At 63.4% G+C, this 16,712-nt stretch carries 11 protein-coding genes; 5 read left to right on the top strand and 6 right to left on the bottom strand.

The features are described 5' to 3' along the window. Nucleotides 1-2: 2 nt before the first annotated feature. The 3 genes from KHO23_RS14015 (at nucleotide 3) to KHO23_RS14025 (ending at nucleotide 3,679) form a co-directional block, all read left to right on the top strand. Nucleotides 3-497, top strand: a complete 495-nt coding sequence (locus KHO23_RS14015) for a CvpA family protein (protein WP_211611827.1) — start codon at nucleotides 3-5, stop codon at nucleotides 495-497. A 146-nt stretch (nucleotides 498-643) separates the two neighbouring features. Beyond that, the gene (gene purF, locus KHO23_RS14020; protein WP_211611828.1) at nucleotides 644-2,194 is read left to right on the top strand and encodes an amidophosphoribosyltransferase; all 1,551 of its coding nucleotides are present in this window, start codon (nucleotides 644-646) and stop codon (nucleotides 2,192-2,194) included. Between the two features lie 294 nt (nucleotides 2,195-2,488). After that, the gene (locus KHO23_RS14025; protein ID WP_211611829.1) at nucleotides 2,489-3,679 is read left to right on the top strand and encodes an O-succinylhomoserine sulfhydrylase; all 1,191 of its coding nucleotides are present in this window, start codon (nucleotides 2,489-2,491) and stop codon (nucleotides 3,677-3,679) included. 88 nt (nucleotides 3,680-3,767) lie between these two features. Here KHO23_RS14025 and KHO23_RS14030 read toward each other — a convergent pair whose 3' ends face one another. Together KHO23_RS14030 and KHO23_RS14035 are read right to left on the bottom strand one after the other, a co-directional pair. After that, nucleotides 3,768-4,556, bottom strand: a complete 789-nt coding sequence (locus tag KHO23_RS14030) for an AraC family transcriptional regulator (protein ID WP_211611830.1) — start codon at nucleotides 4,554-4,556, stop codon at nucleotides 3,768-3,770. A 31-nt stretch (nucleotides 4,557-4,587) separates the two neighbouring features. After that, nucleotides 4,588-4,929 (bottom strand): FKBP-type peptidyl-prolyl cis-trans isomerase, encoded by a 342-nt coding sequence (locus KHO23_RS14035; RefSeq protein WP_211611831.1) that lies wholly within the window; start codon nucleotides 4,927-4,929, stop codon nucleotides 4,588-4,590. 188 nt (nucleotides 4,930-5,117) lie between these two features. Between KHO23_RS14035 and KHO23_RS14040 the strand changes: the two genes are divergently transcribed. Together KHO23_RS14040 and KHO23_RS14045 are read left to right on the top strand one after the other, a co-directional pair. Next, nucleotides 5,118-5,924: a sensor histidine kinase gene (locus KHO23_RS14040; protein ID WP_211611832.1), complete on the top strand. Its 807-nt coding sequence runs from the start codon at nucleotides 5,118-5,120 to the stop codon at nucleotides 5,922-5,924. A gap of 94 nt (nucleotides 5,925-6,018) precedes the next feature. Continuing rightward, complete coding sequence (locus KHO23_RS14045) at nucleotides 6,019-7,362, top strand: hemolysin family protein (RefSeq protein ID WP_211611833.1); 1,344 nt, start codon at nucleotides 6,019-6,021, stop codon at nucleotides 7,360-7,362. A gap of 44 nt (nucleotides 7,363-7,406) precedes the next feature. Here the strand turns inward: KHO23_RS14045 and treY are convergent, their stop codons facing one another. Genes treY through glgX form a run of 4 tightly spaced genes read right to left on the bottom strand, consistent with a single transcriptional unit; the run spans nucleotide 7,407 to nucleotide 16,665 of the window. Next, the gene (treY, locus tag KHO23_RS14050) at nucleotides 7,407-10,289 is read right to left on the bottom strand and encodes a malto-oligosyltrehalose synthase (RefSeq protein ID WP_211611834.1); all 2,883 of its coding nucleotides are present in this window, start codon (nucleotides 10,287-10,289) and stop codon (nucleotides 7,407-7,409) included. After that, nucleotides 10,286-12,499, bottom strand: a complete 2,214-nt coding sequence (gene malQ, locus KHO23_RS14055) for a 4-alpha-glucanotransferase (protein WP_211611835.1) — start codon at nucleotides 12,497-12,499, stop codon at nucleotides 10,286-10,288. Before malQ ends, treY begins: the two co-directional genes overlap by 4 nt. Continuing rightward, entirely contained in the window at nucleotides 12,496-14,415 is a 1,920-nt protein-coding gene (gene treZ / locus KHO23_RS14060; RefSeq protein WP_211611836.1) for a malto-oligosyltrehalose trehalohydrolase, read from the bottom strand. The genes malQ and treZ overlap by 4 nt, the downstream gene beginning before the upstream one ends. 30 nt (nucleotides 14,416-14,445) lie before the next feature. Then, nucleotides 14,446-16,665: a glycogen debranching protein GlgX gene (gene glgX / locus KHO23_RS14065; RefSeq protein WP_211611837.1), complete on the bottom strand. Its 2,220-nt coding sequence runs from the start codon at nucleotides 16,663-16,665 to the stop codon at nucleotides 14,446-14,448. Nucleotides 16,666-16,712 lie beyond the last annotated feature (47 nt).

Below are 16,712 nucleotides of genomic sequence, written 5' to 3' on the forward strand. Positions count from 1 at the left end.
CGATGTTCACTGCCTTCGACTACGCTGTAATGGCGGTGATCGGTTTGTCGGCCTTGCGCGGCACATGGCGCGGCTTTTTGTCTGAGATATTCGGGCTGATCGGCTGGATCGCGGCGTTTTTCATTGCTTGCCGCTTCGTCGGTTATGTCGTGCCGTTGATTCCCGCCACGTGGCCGGGCGGCGCGCTGACCCAGTGGCTCCTCGCGTTCGCGCTGGTGGTGATCGGCGTGGTGCTGGTGGCAAGCGTGCTGAACGCGTTGCTGAGCCGCATCGTGCAGGCAACCGGCTTGAGCGGCGTGGACCGCTCGCTCGGTTTGATGTTCGGCCTCGTACGCGGGGTCATTCTGGTGCTGATTCTGGTCGCCCTCGCAGGCTTGACCGAACTGCCCCAACAGGAATTCTGGCGCAACGCCTTGCTTCGGCCCTATGCGGTCGAGGGCGTGCACGTAATGAAACCGCTGCTTCCCGAGACGCTCGCTGCCTACGTCCGCGTGTGACGATCAGGTGAACGGTTAGAGGAGCGCAGCAGGACTCCGGCGCAATCCGGTTGCCTTTATGCACCACCGCGTACCGTTGCGTACCCTCGCGCAGCACCGCAGGCACCGGCCGCCGTTACGAATTTCGTACCTTTGAAGGACATGCCATGTGCGGCATCGTAGGCGTAGTTTCCCACTCTCCGGTCAATCAGCTGATCTATGACAGCCTGCTGCTTCTGCAGCACCGCGGTCAGGACGCCGCCGGCATCGCGACAGCGAACGGCAGCAACTTCCACATGCACAAGGCCAACGGCATGGTGCGCGACGTGTTCCGCACGCGCAACATGCGCAGCCTGCCCGGCACCACCGGTATCGGCCAGGTCCGTTACCCGACCGCCGGTTCGGCGTCGAGCGAAGAAGAAGCCCAGCCGTTCTACGTGAACGCGCCGTTCGGCATCATCCTCGCGCACAACGGCAATCTGACCAACTGGCAGCAACTGAAAGATGAGATGTTCCGCATCGATCGGCGCCACATCAATACCAACTCCGACACCGAAGTGATGCTCAACGTGCTCGCGCACGAATTGCAGCTCTCAAGTTCGAGCCTGCAGCTCGATCCGGCCGCGCTGTTCAACGCCGTGTCGGGCGTGCATCGCCGGGTGCGGGGTTCGTACGCGATCGTTTCGTTGATCGCCGGCTACGGCCTGCTCGGTTTCCGCGACCCGTTCGGCATTCGCCCGCTGTGTCTCGGCAAGCAGGAAACATCGGAAGGCGTCGAGTGGATCCTGGCGTCGGAATCGGTGGCGATTGAAGGCATCGGTTTCGAATTTGTGCGCGACATTGCGCCGGGCGAAGCGATTTTCATCGACCTCGAAGGCAATTTGCACTCGCAGCAATGCGCGACGAATCCGAGCTTGAACCCGTGCATTTTCGAACTCGTGTACCTCGCGCGTCCGGACTCGGTGCTCGACGGCGTGCCGGTCTACAACGTGCGTCTGCGCATGGGCGATTACCTCGCCGAAAAGATCAAGCGTGAATTGCCCGACGTCCCAATCGACGTCGTGATGCCGATTCCCGATTCGTCCCGTCCGGCCGCGATGCAGGTCGCGAAGAAACTGGGCGTCGAGTATCGCGAAGGCTTCTTCAAGAACCGCTACGTGGGCCGCACCTTCATCATGCCGGGCCAGGCGATGCGCAAGAAGTCGGTGCGCCAGAAGCTGAACGCGATGGGTATCGAGTTCAAGGGCAAGAACGTGCTGATCGTCGACGATTCGATCGTGCGCGGCACCACCTCGCACGAAATCGTGCAGATGGCGCGCGATGCCGGCGCGAACAAGGTGATCTTCGCTTCGGCAGCGCCGCCGGTGAAGTACCCGAACGTCTACGGCATCGATATGCCCACGCGCGGTGAGCTCGTCGCCCATGGCCGCACGGACGACGAAGTCGCGCGCATGATCGGCGCCGACCATCTCGTTTATCAGGACGTTGACGCCCTGAAGCAGGCGGTGCGCGACATCAACCCGGCGCTGAAGGAATTCGAAGCCTCGTGCTTCGACGGCAACTACGTGACCGGCGATATCACGACCGAGTATCTCGACCGCATCGAAACCGCGCGTCTCGCACCGGCTTCGCAATCGGATCGCGACGCCGCGAGCGAAGCGGCCGACGGCGGTGGTCCGGCGCGTTCGCAACTGCATCTGCAATTGTCGGTCGGTTGAGTGATAGCGCTCACGGTGTGGCCTGCTGCACGCCACGCCGCGAGCGTGTTAGCATGATGGCTTGCGTCGATTTGATCTCAGCTTGCGGACGCGGGGCAACCCAAAACAGCTAAAGCGACAGGTGGAAATACCGCAGTCATCCGCCTCCGCTCCAGCTTTCCCCCGCACATGAAGCCCGCTTATGCCGACGCAAAAGCGGGCTTTTTTGTTGCTGTCGTTTGGCGTTGTTGTGCTCGTTTCACGTGAGCCGTCGACGCCGAACCCAGCCATGGAACATTGGAAACCAGAACTAACATGGACGACTCACTGAACTTCGACACGCTGGCAGTCCGATCGGGCACCGTGCGCAGCGACTTCAACGAACATTCGGAAGCGATTTTCCTGACCTCGAGCTTCGTCTTCGCAAGTGCCGCGGACGCCGCCGAAAAATTCAAGAATTCCGAAGACAACTATACCTATTCGCGCTTCACGAACCCGACCGTCACGATGTTCCAGGACCGTCTGGCCGCGCTCGAAGGCGGCGAGGCGTGTATGGCGACGGCTTCGGGGATGGCCGCGATCATGTCGGTGGTGATGTCGACGCTGCAGGCCGGCGACCATCTGGTCAGCTCGCAAGCGCTGTTCGGTTCGACGCTCGGCATGTTCTCGCAGATCTTCAGCAAGTTCGGCATCACGACGACCTTCGTCGATCCGACTGATCTGGACGCGTGGAAAAACGCCGTGCGCCCGGAGACGAAAATGTTCTTCCTCGAAACGCCGTCGAATCCGCTGACCGAAGTCGCGGACATCGAAGCGATCAGCAAGATCGCGAAGGCGGCCAATGCGATATTCGTGGTCGACAACTGCTTCTGCAGCCCGGCGTTGCAACAGCCGCTGAAGCTCGGCGCGGATGTGGTGATGCATTCGGCCACCAAGTTCCTCGACGGCCAGGGACGTGTGCTTGGCGGTGCGCTGGTCGGCTCGAAGCAGTTCATTATGGAAAAGGTGTTCCCGTTCGTGCGCAGTGCCGGGCCGACGCTGTCCGCGTTCAATGCGTGGGTGCTGCTCAAGGGCATGGAAACGCTGACGCTGCGGGTTGAAAAGCAGTCGGCGAATGCGCTCGAAATCGCGCGCTGGCTAGAAAAGCATCCGGCCGTGAATCGCGTGTTCTATCCGGGCTTGGAATCGCATCCGCAGCATGCACTGGCCATGCGCCAGCAAAAGGCGGGCGGCGCGATCCTGTCGTTCGAGCTGAAGGGCGATACGCCTGAACAGATGCGCGCGAATGCCTGGCGCGTGATCGATAACACGAAGATCTGCTCGATTACCGGCAATCTCGGCGATACGCGTACCACTATCACGCATCCGGCCACCACTACGCATGCTCGCGTGACGCCCGAAGCGCGCGCGGCGGCGGGCATTAGCGAAGGCCTGATCCGGCTTGCGGTGGGTCTGGAAAACGCCGGCGATATCCGCGACGATCTGCAGCGCGGTCTGGCGGGTTGATCACGCCGGGCACTTGCAGAAGTGGAGTAGCAAAAGAGCAGGAAGAAACGCGGGCTGCCTTTTCAGGTGGCTCGCGAACGGCACGAACTCAATGGCGCAACGCGCGCCATTGACCGGGCGCCAGCCCGAAGCGCCGCGTGAATGCGTGGGTGTAGGCGCTCTGATCGCCAAAGCCGATTTCCAGCGCGATATCGCTGAGCGATAGACGTGGATCGGACAGCAAGCCAAGAGACGTATCGAGCCGCAGACGCTGCAAATAGCGATGGGGCGTTTCGCCGAAGGCCTCGATAAAAAGCTGATGAAAACGGCGCATGCCGAAACCGCAGTGCGCGGCAAGGTCGGCAATACGCAGTGGCTCCGAGAGATGCGCGCGCAGCCAGCGGTCGATGCGCGCAAAGTCGAGGCCGGCGCCGTATGCCTGTGCCCCGGCCACCGTGCCGGAGTCGGCGACCAACGCAGCACCCAATCGTGCGGCTGCATCCCATTGAAAACGCCGGGTATCCAGATCGTCGGCTTGTTCACCGCCTGCGCCGCCTGCGGCGTGCGCGGCAATCCGATAGACGAGCTGCGTGAGCGAGGCATCCACCGTCACTGCCCGCGCGCGGTCGAACAGACGTTCCGGCACGGCCAGCGAGGCGGCCGGCAAATCCAGCACCAGTTGCCGGTTCTCGCCGATGCCCGCGTAATCGTGCCGCGCCCCGGCCGGAATGAGCCAGGCTGAGCCGGCGTCGATCTGATGCGCGACGCCGTCTACCGCCATCACCATTGCACCGTCGAGTCCGAGCACGACCTGGTGAAAGTCGTGCACGTCCGACGCTTCGATCGCGCCGTACCGGCGCAACGAAACGCTAGGTGCGGTGACGGCGGGGTGACTCATTGGCGCGGCCCGATTGCAAAACAGCGAAAACTTAGACGCCGAGCAGTTCGACTTCGAACACGAGCGTTGCGTTCGGCGGAATCACGCCGCCTGCGCCACGCACGCCGTAGCCGAGTTGCGGCGGAATCGTCAGCTTGCGCGTGCCGCCGACCTTCATGCCTTGCACGCCTTCGTCCCAACCCTTGATGACCATGCCGCCGCCCAGCACGAACGCGAACGGGTCGTTGCGGTCCTTGCTCGAGTCGAACTTCTGGCCGTCGGTCAGCCAGCCCGTGTAGTGCACGCTGACGGTCTTGCCGGCAACCGCTTCGGCGCCGTTGCCTTCAACGATGTCTTCATATTTCAGGCCGGATTCGGTAGTCACAGTCGACATGTGTCGCTCCTTAGGTCACGTCATAAAAACCGACATTGTAGGCGTGTTGGCGTTGCGTCGCCGAGGATTCCCGGGTGGCATGCCGTTTGCGGCGACGTTAGCCATCCGGCCAGGCTGGTTGCGTCGGGCGGCATGCCTATAATGGGGTTCCGTTCAATATTTCATGTACCGCCTGAGAGGGCTCGATCGTGACAACGTCTTCCAACGGGACCGTCGGCGCAAATCCCGTTCTTTCCGGCTTTGCCGTCTCCGAACGCACCGCACATCTGCGCGCGGAGACCGCGCTGTTCATGCGCGACCACGTACTCTCGTTGGTGTCGCATGACCTGCGAGGCCCGCTGAACGCCATCCATAGCTGGGCGTACGTGCTCGAGCGCAAGCTCGATGCGAACGACCCCAACTCGCAGCGCGCCGTCACCGGAATTCGCAACGGCGTGGACCAGCAGGTGAAGCTGCTGGAGACGATTGTCGATGCCACGCGTGCCGGGACCAAATCGCTGCCGCTGGCTCATGCTTCGTTTCCGTTGCATCCGCTACTTGATGAAACCGTTGAAGAAGTCCGCTCCGGGTTGGCGCGCGCGCGCGGCGTCGAGGTCACGGTCGATTCGCAGCTCGCTACGGAGCAGCTCAACGGCGACCGTGAACGCCTGGCCGCCGCGCTATGGGTAATGCTCACGTTTGCCGTGGAGGCGGGCACGGAGGGTGCCGTCGTCACGCTGGCCACACGTGCGGATGCCACCAGGTGGTACGCCAGCGTCACCTTCAATCAGAGCGCCGCGGCACTGGACGACCCTTCGTTGCCGCATTTGCTGGAAGCCTTTGCCCGCAAACAGGCGCGCGAGCCGCGCGAAGCCAAACGGATCGCGTGGGTGTTCGCGCTGTGCAAGCGCGTTGCCGAAGCGCACAGCGGTAGCTTCGAACAAAGCGAGGCACCTGAGAGCGAAACTGTTACGCTCGCACTGCATGTGCCACTGACGGCGTCGACCCCAACGTGAGCGGCGGCCCCCGGCACGCGTTCCTGTACGCGATTAACTTTCATCTCGCTTTCGCCCTCTATACTGACAACTTTTGTTGCCGGAGCCCTTCGCTTTGATCCAGGTAGTCGCCCTTATCGGTGCATTGTTTCTCGTCGCCCTCAACGGTTTTTTCGTCGCCGCCGAATTCGGTCTGGTGAAGCTGCGGCAGACCCGCGTGCAGAGCCTTGCCGCCAAACACGGCATGCGTGGGCGTTTGCTGGCGAAGGTGCACGGACGGCTCGACGCGTATCTGTCCGCCTGTCAGCTCGGCATTACGCTGGCGTCGCTCGGACTCGGCTGGATCGGCGAGCCGGCGTTCGCGGAACTGCTCACGCCGGTCTTCAGTCTGCTGGGCGTGGAATCGGAGAAGCTGATTCACGGCATCTCGTTGTTCTTCGCGTTCTCGTGCATTTCGTTCCTGCATATCGTGGTGGGCGAACTGGCGCCGAAGTCGCTGGCGATTCGTGAAGCGGAAAAGGTTTCGTTGTGGGCTGCTACGCCGCTGTACGGTTTCTACTGGGCGATGTATCCGGCGATCTGGGTGCTCAACTCGAGCGCCAATGCCGTGTTGAAACTCGCCGGCCTCGACGCGGACCACGGCCACGACTCGCATTACTCGACGGACGAACTCAAGTTGATCCTGCGTGGCCGCCACGCCAATGTCGCGACCGGGCTTGGTGCGCCGGATGGCGCGTACAGCCAGGACGAATGGAACACGATTGCGCATTCGCTGGATTTCTCGCGCATGACCGTCTCGGACCTGATGCGTCCGTCCCATGAGATGGTCGGCATGCGGCGCGATGTGCCGTTGCGCGAAAACATGCAAGTGGTGGCGCGGCACCGCTTCAGCCGCTATCCGTTGTTCGAAGACGCGTCCGGCGAGCGCGTGGCCGGCATGATTCATTTGAAGGATTTGCTGCTGGCGAGGCATGCGGGCAGCACGCTCGACGACCTCTCCAAATACGCGCGGCCCGTGCAGTATGTGAAGCCGGACATGCCGGCGCTCGAACTGTTTCGCCGCTTCCGCAAGGGTGCGCCGCATTTCGCGCTAGTGGGTCATAAGAACTCGAAGCCGATCGGCTTTCTGACACTGGACAATCTGCTCGGCGCACTGGTTGGGCAAATCCACGACGAATTCCGCCAGGGCGACGCCGACTGGACGCGCATGGACGACGGCACGTTGATGGGTAAGGGCAGCTTGCCGGTGGTGTCGCTGGAACGTGCGCTCGGGATCGACATCGACGAAGGCAAGGCCGAATCGGTCGGCGGTCTCGTGATTCAGGCGCTCAACGATCTGCCTAGCGAAGGGCAGCGCGTCGAGTTCGATCGCTTCGACGTGGTGGTCAAGAAGATGAAGGGACCGCGCATCGTCCTCGTGCGCGTTTATCCGAAGATATTCGACGACGAAGGCGGTTAAAGCACAGGTACTTTAACCGCCTGCAACTCGCTAAAAATCGCGGATCAACTGCGTGGCACACCGTCCTCCACCAACACGGCGACAGGCATCGCACCCAACGCATCGCGCAGATAAAGCAAGCCGTTTTCATCGACTTTAGGCGCCGCCGGACTCAACCAGTCGAACAGCGCCCGCGCGGCCAGATCCGCAGGCATCGCGATTGCCGTATCGCCCCACTTATCCGGATCGACCATCGGCAGATCGCCGCTTTCGCCGCTTTCGCCACTATTACCGAGCAAGCCGGCAGCAAGCCGGCTCGCCACCACCACAGCCCACGCATTCCCATGCCGCCGCGCAAACGCGATCACATTCGACGCATGCGCACCGCGCACCTCGAGCGGCAGATAAGTACTCTGACTCAGCAACTCCGGCAAATGCGCGCGCAACGCCAGCACGCGCTGCACCACCGCGAGTTTCACCCGGCCATCGCGCCAGCTTGCCAGGAACTCCGAAGGCGGTGTCTGCACCAGCCACGCCTCACGCTTGGCAAAGTCGACGGGCCGGCGATTGTCAGGATCGACCAGACTGAAATCCCACAACTCAGTGCCCTGATAAAGATCGGGAATCCCAGGCGACGTGAGCCGCAACACCGTTTGCTGCAAGCTATTGAGCGCACCGGCGCGTCCAATTCGCGCGACGAAAGCGGACAACTCGCGCAGGAAACCGTCGCGCCGCTGCGGTGCCAGGATATCGAACAGGAAATCGCGGCAACCGGCCTCATAGGCTTCGTCGGGAGCGAGCCAGTTGGTCTGCAGCTTGGCTTCCCGCAGCGCTTTCAACTGCCATTGCGCGACCCGCTCGGCCAGTGCCTTGACGCCGGCTGCATCGTCCGGCTTTAGATCCGGTGGCCAGCAGCCCACCAGCGTCTGATACAGCATCGCCTCGGCGGCGGGGCCCGGCGCCCAATCGTAGCTGCTTGCGTCCTTGCCTGCGCTGCTGATCGGCTTACCGTCGACGGCGCGGCGAAGCGGCGCGTTCAGTGTCGACCACGCGCGCAACCTGACGCTCCATTCATCCGGGATTTCGCTCAACACGGCAAGCCGCGCGCGCACGTCTTCGCCACGCTTATGGTCATGCGTCGCCGTGGCGAGCATCGCGTGAGGAAAGCGCTGCGAGCGCGCGAGATTCGCCGCATGAAATTGCTCGACTGACAACGCAAACTCGCCCGGGTCCGAGCCGACCTCATTGCGCGACAGCAAACGTCCATAGCGATAGCACGCTGTATCTTCAATCGCCTTCGCCGCGACCGGCGCGGTCAATTGCGCAAACAGCGTCTGCGCGGTGCGGCGCGCGGAACCGGCATGACTCGGCGGCGCGCCATTCGGTCCCTGCTGCTGTGAAGGGGCGTTGCCCCGTGCGTTCGGCACGTCTTCGGCGCTGCCGCCGAGCCACGCATTCACGCGGTCGAGCACCCCATAGTCCGCGCGCGAAAGCGTCTGCCTCGCGCCTGCCAGCGCCTGCTCGAAATACGCGTTATCGGCGGCGCTGCGCAGCCCGTTTTGTGGATAGATCCGATACACCGGAAAATGCACGACCAGTTCGGTCAGCACGCGCCGCAGCGCAGTGAAGGTGAAATCGCGCGTCGTCAGCGAATCGCGGGCAATCCGATGCAACGCGCGCGCTGCACGATCCAGTTCCGCCGCGAGGTTCTCCGCGAGAATCTTCCGGCGCGCGGCCAGGGCTTCGTGGGCGAAGCGCGGGCTGCCGCCGGTGAGTTCGGCCCACGTCTGCGCAAGCGGCTCGGCGCCGGCCGGATCGTGCAGCAGCGCGCCCACGTCGTTCATGAAATCGTAGCCGGTGGTGCCGTCCACGGGCCAATCGTCGCGCAGCGGTTCGTCGCGTCCGAGAATTTTTTCGACGACCACATACGGCGCCGTGTCGCGCAATTCGGTGAGGCGCTGCCGCAGGCGCTGACAGTACTCACGCGGTTCGGCGAGACCGTCGATGTGGTCGATTCGCAAACCGTCCACCACGCCTTCCTGATACAGACGGAAAACCAGCGCATGCACGGCCTCGAACACTTCGGGCCGCTCCACGCGCACGCCCGCCAGCGTCGAGATGTCGAAGAAACGCCGCCAGTTCACCTCGTCCGAAGCGGTGCGCCACCATGCGAGGCGGAAGTGCTGCCGTTCGATCAGACGATGCAAACGGTCACGCGCTACCGGATCCGCGGGTGCATACGCTTGCAGCACCGACTCGATCGCCGCGGCGCCGTTTTGCGCGACGAACTCGCGCAGCATGTCGCGTCCTTCGGCGGCGCGCGGCTGGTCGGCCGGTTGCGTCGTCAGGCCCTGGAAACGTTCGGCCTGTGCGCTGAGATCGGCACGGTCGCCGCTTTGCAGAATCGTCGCGTAATCGATTGGGCACACCGGAAACACGTGCGGCCCGTAGCCGATATAAAAGCGCCCGCTGTCAGCCGCAAAACGCAGCGCAATCCGCCCTGCCGCGAGTTCCTCGCCGTAAGGTGCGCCGAGTGCCGGCACCAGCACCTTGCCGCGCAGGGCCGGATCGGGCGAGTGCCAGTCAACATCGAAATGGCGCGCATACGTGCTGTGCCGGCCCCATTCGAGGATGTCGAGCCACCACGCATTGCTTGGGCCGCTGACGCCCATATGATTCGGCACCACGTCGACGATCAACCCCATGTTGCGCGCGCGCAGTGCATCGACGAGGCGTTTCAGGCCAGCCTCGCCGCCGCATTCGGCGTTGACCTGGGCGTAGTCGGCGGTATCGTAGCCGTGCATCGAACCCGGCTCGGCAGTGGTGATAGGCGACGCGTACAGGTGGCTGATGCCGAGCGCGGCGAAGTAGTCGACATGCTTCGCGGCATCGTCGAAGGTAAAGCCCCGATGGAATTGGAGGCGGAGCGTGGAGCGCGGGACGGTCATGGCGTATCCGGGTCCGAAGAAGCGCTGGATGAGGAAGCAGGAACGGCCGTTGCGCCGCGGCGCGCGCGATCGACGGCCAGCAGGCGATCGCTGAAGGTGTCGTCCTGGAACAATTCGTCGATGGGCAAGCTCACGCGGCGGCGCCAGTTCGGATGCTCGTCGATCGAACCGGGCAGATTCGGCTGCTCGACGAGCGCGAGCAAATCTTCGAGCGGGAGTGTGACGAGCGGCCCGGGCGTAGCGGCGACGAAGGCGAGTGCCTCGTCCACGGGCGCCTTGTCGGGCGGCGGCGCTCCCACGTCCGGCACGGCGACGCCGGCGTCCTGAAACGCGCGCCAAAGCAGAGCGCGATCGGTGGCGCGTTCTGCCTGGGCCACTTCCTCCGCGTCGCGGCCGTCGGCGCGCGCCATCGTCTGACCGATCCGGTTGCGCCACGTGATGTCGCTGCCGCGCCACCAGCCCGCCACGGTCGGCAGATCATGGGTGGTCGTGGTGCCGACGGCGTTGCGGTCCCACGCGTGCGGCGGCTTGAAACCGTTGCCGCCTTCCGCGCCTTCGAACCACAGCACGCGAATGCCGGCGAGACCGTGTTCGTCGAGCCGCTCGCGAAAACCGTGCGGCACGGTGCCGAGGTCTTCGCCGATCACGATCGCGCGATGCCGCCACGATTCGAGCGCGATCAGCCGCAGCAGATCTTCGAGCGGATAGCGCAGATAGGCGCCGTTGCGCGCGCTTTCGCCTTCGGGCACGAGCCACAGGCGCCGCAAGCCGAGAATGTGATCGATGCGGATGCCGCCCGCATGCGCGAACGCCGCACGCAGCATGTCGATGAACGCGGAGAAGCCTTGCGTGCGCATCGCGCGCGGCGAGAAGGTAGTGAGCCCCCACGCCTGGCCGGCCTGGTTGAACAGATCGGGCGGTGCGCCCACTGAAATACCTTGCAGCATGTCGTCGCGATACGACCATGCATGGCTGCCGGCACTATCGCACCCGACGGCCAGGTCCGCGATCAGGCCGACGGCCATCCCGGCGTCGGTCGCGGCACGCTGCGCGTGCGACAAACCCTTGGCGGCGAGCCACTGCAAGAACAGATGAAAATCGACTTCATGCCGATGCGCTTCGGCAAAGGCCTCAACTTCGGGGCTGCGTGGATCGCGCAACGCTTCAGGCCAATCGCGCCAATGGCCATGACCGCCCTTTTGAGTCAACTGCACTGCCTGCAGCGCTTCGAAACGCGCGTGATCTTCGAGCGAACGGCCGGCCCGTTCGCAGAAGCCATGAAATTCGAGCGCACGCGGCGTGTCCTGCGTGCGTTCATGTGTGCAGAAGTTCTCGTACAGCATGCGTAAAACCTTCAGCTTCAGCACGACCGCGTTCGGCCAATCGATCAGCGGCAAGGCTTCGAGTGCGGACCATGTGCCGGTGCCCTGTGCGGCTTCGAGCGCGGTGCGCGCGGCGTCCGTGCCGAACACCGCAGCGGGATCGATATGCGTGACGTTCAGCCACAAACGCGACGACGGCGAATACGGACTGAAGCGATTCGGCTCGGCGCTGAACATCGCGTGTGTCGGGCTGACCGCGAGCGCGTGCGCGCCACGCCTGGCGCTTTCAATCGCCATCTGCGCGAGGGCCGTATAGTCGCCGATGCCGCCATCGCCCGTGCGGCGCAAGCCGTATAACTGTGCGGCAATGCCCCACAGCGGCGGCGCATGTGTCGTGTGTGCCGCGGCGCCGTCGTGCAGCGTGCGCCATGCGTCCGCGACGGTATAGCAGCGCGAAGGCGCCACGGCCAATGTCATGCGTTGCTCATTGATCACCAGCGTGTGATAGCCGGTTTCGTCGATCGGGGTGAGCAACGCTTCCTCGCCTTTCGGCGCCGTGAAGCGCCCGTCGATGATCGAGCCGCTTTCGAGTTCGATCCGGTAGTGACTGCCGGATTTGATCGCCGCGGCCGGTAGCGCGATGCCGCGCTCGACCTCCGCGGTCATCAGCTGCGGTAGTTTGCGGCCGGACAGTTCGGCGTCGAGCGTGGCCGCGCTGTGGCGGATTTGCGTGGCATTACCGCAAGGCAGCCCCATTCGTTCGAGCAGCACGCAGAGCGTGCTTTCCGGCACATGCTGCGTCGTATGGTGCGCATCCCGCCATTCGACCTCGAAGCCGGCGCGAGTGGCAAGGGTGTCGATCGTATCGGTCGGGCGTCGGGTACTCACGCGTGGTGCTCCTGTTGGCTCGCGATGCGCGCATCGTGGCCGATGGCATAGTCGCTGACGTCGCCGGTTACCCATGCGACAAACGCATACGGCGGCAACGTCCTGGCGTCGACCTGCTCGCGCACGCGCGGCGGCGTTTCGAAAATCACTTTGCCCGCAGGCAGATCGGGGAACGCCACGTTTTCCTTCGAGAGATTCAACGCGATCGACAAGGTTTCGCCGTCACCGAGTTTCCAGCGGCTGACTAGCGCATTGGCGTCGCCGCCGTTTGCGGCGGCCAGCACGGTCGAACCGAGCGCTTTGGAATGTTTCAGGCGCGGCGTGATCAGCTTCCCCCGCACGGCGAGCGCGGATTTATAGAAGTGCATCCAGTCGAGACGGTCTTTCGCGGTGTCATCCGCGGCGGTGCCTTGATCAGGCTCGGGCGGCGACGAGGCCGCAAAGGTTTTTACGTCGTTCGGATCGGGAATCTGCGCGCGACGCGTTTCGTCGCTGAACGCTGAAAAGCGTGCGAATTCGCGACGCCGTCCTTCGCGCACGGCGTCGGCGAGTTCGCCGGTGTAGTCGGTGAAAAACAGGAACGGCTGAGTCGAGCCGTATTCCTCCTCCATGAATAGCAGGGGAATTTGCGGCGAGAGCAGCAGCAAACCGGTGGCGGCGCGCAAGGCATCGTCCGAAGTCAGCTTGCGCAGACGCTCGCCCAATGCGCGATTGCCGATCTGATCGTGGTTCTGCAAGAACATCACGAATGACGTCGTCGGCAGATGCCGGCTCGGTTCGCCGCGCGGTGCGCCGTCGTGAATCGGCGACGGGTCGCCCTGATACGCGAAGCCTTCGGACAACACGCGCGCGAGGCGGCGGATCGGCTGATCTTTATAGGCGTGGTAATAGCCTTCGGTTTCGCCCGTCAGCAGAACATGCAGCGTGTTGTGCGCGTCGTCGTTCCATTGCGCGTCGAAATGCGTTTCCAGCAGGCTCGCACTGTTGTGCTCGTTTTCCAGCACCAGATGCACATGCCGTCCGTGCTGCACTTTTGCGCGGATATGGTCGGACAATTCGCGCAGCCACGCCGGATTGTCAATGGCATGCACCGCGTCGAAACGCAGACCGTCGATACGATATTCGTTGATCCAGTAGACGGCGTTGTCCGTGAAGAAGTCACTCACTTCACAGCGGTTGAAATCGATCGCGGGACCCCACGGCGTGTGCGTGTTCTCGCGGAAAAACGAGCGGGCGTACTCGTGCAGATAATTGCCGTCTGGGCCGAAGTGGTTATAGACCACATCGAGAAATACCATCAATCCGAGGCCGTGCGCGGCGTCGATCAATGCTTTCAGTTCTTCGGGCCGGCCGTACGCGGAATCGGGCGCATACGGCAGCACGCCGTCGTAGCCCCAGTTGTGCTTGCCGGGAAAGTCGTTCAACGGCATCAATTCAATCGCCGTTACGCCGAGCGCGACCAGCGCGGACAAACGTTTCTGTACGCCGGCATAACCACCCGTCGCGCCGACGTGCAACTCGTACAACACCGTTTCTTCCCACGGGCGGCCATGCCAGTTCGTATGTTCCCAACGATAGGCGCGCGGGTCGATCACTTCGCTCGGGCCGTGCACGTCCTGCGGCTGGAAGCGCGACGCAGGATCGGGCACGGCATGCTCGCCATCGAGCCGGAAGCGATACAGCGTGCCGGCGCCACAGTCGACGGTTGCTTCGAACCAGCCATTCCCGGTGGACGTCATGTCGTGCTCGCCCTGGGCCGGTCCGTTTTCGATGTCCACCTGTACCGTCCTGCACGAAGGCGCCCAGAAACGGAAGCGCGTACGCGGCTTCGCGCCCGTAGCGCCCAGCAACTGCGCGCTGAACGGCAGGCAGTGCGCGTGATGATGCGCGTGAGGATCAATGGGACTTTCGGACATGATTCATCACCATTCGGTTTTGCTTCTCGCCTACGTGGTCGGCGACGTATCGCCGCTCGGCGGATGCGCGCCCGGATCGGGCGGCAGGGCAGTCAACAGCCGCGGCCCGTACTGCGCGCCGGCCTTCCAGCCCGCCTGCCAATCCGCTTCGCCGACGGGTTGCGCCGCCAGTATCACGAGGCTGTGCGCGGCCACTTCGACCTCCGGCACCGCCAACCGGTGCGGCGCGCTTTCCGGCTCGGCCGTGTCGAGCAACACATGCCATTCCAGATGCGGCGCGGGCGGGGTGAAACGCAGCGTTTCCGCCGCGGCGTTGAGCATCATCAACAATACTTCCGTTTCGCCATTCAAGCCCGGACCCGCGCGACGCAGCGTGAACGCGCGGCCTTCCGGGTCCTGCCAGGCTTCGATGGTCAGCGGATCGCCGTGCTCGTCGAACCAGCCGACGTCGAACAGGCCCGGTAACACTTCGCGGTCGCCGAACAGAAAACGCGTTTCGCGTAGCAGCGGATGCTGTTTGCGCAGCGCGATCACGCGCGCGACGAACGCGGACATCTGGCGGCCGTCGAGCGATTCCGTGCGCTCCCAGTCGATCCATGATAGTTCGTTGTCCTGGCAGTACGCATTGTTGTTGCCATTCTGCGTACGCAGCGATTCGTCGCCTGCCAGCATCATGGGCGTGCCGAGCGCCACCAGCAGCGTGGCAATCAGCGAGCGGGCCACGCGCTTGCGGGTGTCGAGAATGGCCGGATCGTCGGTCGGGCCTTCCACACCCCAATTGCGACTGCAGTTTTCATTGTGGCCGTCGTTGTTGTCTTCGCGATTCGCTTCGTTATGCTTGTGCTCGTACGCGGTGACGTCGGCGAGCGTAAAGCCGTCATGTGACGTGACAAAGTTGACCGATGCCCATGGTTTCCTGAAACGACGGTTGAACAGATCGGCGGAACCGGTCAGGCGCGCGGCGAGATCGGGGCGCAGGCCCGCATCACCGCGCCAGAAGCGGCGCACTGTGTCGCGGAAACGGTCGTTCCATTCGGCGAACCCCGGCGGATGATTGCCGAGTTGATAACCGCCCGGCCCGATGTCCCACGGCTCGGAAATCAGCTTGCGTTGCGACAGGATCGGGTCCTGGCGCAAGGCGTCGAAGAAACCGGAGCCGGGATCGAAACCGTGTTGCTCGCGGCCGAGCGTCACGCCGAGATCGAACCGGAAGCCGTCGATATTGAACTTGGTCGACCAGTAGCGCAGCGAATCCATCACCATCTGCAGGACACGCGGATGCGGCAGGTTCACGGTATTGCCGCAGCCCGTGTCGTTGATATGGTGGCGTTCGTCGCCGGGAATCAGGCGGTAGTAGCTCGCATTGTCGAGGCCGCGCCATGAGACGGTCGGCCCCATCTCGTTGCCTTCGCAGGTGTGGTTGTAGACCACGTCGAGAATTACTTCGATGCCGGCCGCGTGCAACTGACGCACGGCGATGCGCATTTCATCGAGCCGGTGTGTGCTCAGATACGACGGCTCCGGTGCAAAAAATGCCGCGGTGTTGTAACCCCAGTAATTGCGCAGGCCGCGCTCCACCAGAAAGCGGTCGTTCAGAAACGCATGCACGGGCAGCAATTCGACGGCGGTCACGCCGAGCTTCAGCAAATGCTCGATGAATTCCGGCGAAGCCAGCGCGGCGAACGTGCCGCGTTCGTGCTGGCGCAAATCGGCGCGCAACATCGATATGCCGCGCACATGTGCTTCATAGATAACGGTTTCGCCCCACGGCACATTCGGGCGCTTATCGTGCGACCAGTCGAAGGCTTCGTCGATCACGACGCATTTCGGCATGGCCGGCGCCGAATCGCGGCGGTCGATCGACAGGTCGGCACGATTCGAATGCACGCGATAACCGAACAGTGCGTCGGACCAGCGAAACTGTCCGACCAGTTTGCGTGCATACGGATCGAGCAAGAGCTTGTGCGGATTGAAGCGATGCCCATGCTGCGGCTGATACGGCCCATGCGCGCGAAAGCCGTAGGCCGTGCCGGGGTGCGCGTTGGGCAAATAGCCGTGCCAGACTTCGTCGGTGCATTCGGGCAGCGTGAAGCGTCTGATCTCCTTGCGACCGGTGGGATCGAACAGGCAAAGTTCGATTTTCTGCGCATTCGCCGAGAACACCGCAAAGTTGACGCCGAGGCCATCCCAGCTGGCGCCGAGCGGATAGGGCGAGCCGGGCAGAAGCCGGTCGGGCAGTGCATGCGACATGATTCCCCTTCCTTGTTCTGTTTTATGAACGCTATCGTGGGACGTCA

This window comes from Paraburkholderia haematera, from assembly GCF_905220975.1.
Taxonomy (GTDB): domain Bacteria; phylum Pseudomonadota; class Gammaproteobacteria; order Burkholderiales; family Burkholderiaceae; genus Paraburkholderia; species Paraburkholderia haematera.

Bases quoted from the DNA above. Each gene is read 5' to 3' on its own strand.
- purF (WP_211611828.1), top strand. From the start codon at position 644: ATGTGCGGCATCGTAGGCGTAGTTTCCCACTCTCCGGTCAATCAGCTG.
- treY (WP_211611834.1), bottom strand. From the start codon at position 10,289: ATGACCGTCCCGCGCTCCACGCTCCGCCTCCAATTCCATCGGGGCTTT.
- KHO23_RS14025 (WP_211611829.1), top strand. From the start codon at position 2,489: ATGGACGACTCACTGAACTTCGACACGCTGGCAGTCCGATCGGGCACC.
- glgX (WP_211611837.1), bottom strand. From the start codon at position 16,665: ATGTCGCATGCACTGCCCGACCGGCTTCTGCCCGGCTCGCCCTATCCG.
- KHO23_RS14030 (WP_211611830.1), bottom strand. From the start codon at position 4,556: ATGAGTCACCCCGCCGTCACCGCACCTAGCGTTTCGTTGCGCCGGTAC.
- KHO23_RS14015 (WP_211611827.1), top strand. From the start codon at position 3: ATGTTCACTGCCTTCGACTACGCTGTAATGGCGGTGATCGGTTTGTCG.
- KHO23_RS14035 (WP_211611831.1), bottom strand. From the start codon at position 4,929: ATGTCGACTGTGACTACCGAATCCGGCCTGAAATATGAAGACATCGTT.
- treZ (WP_211611836.1), bottom strand. From the start codon at position 14,415: ATGTCCGAAAGTCCCATTGATCCTCACGCGCATCATCACGCGCACTGC.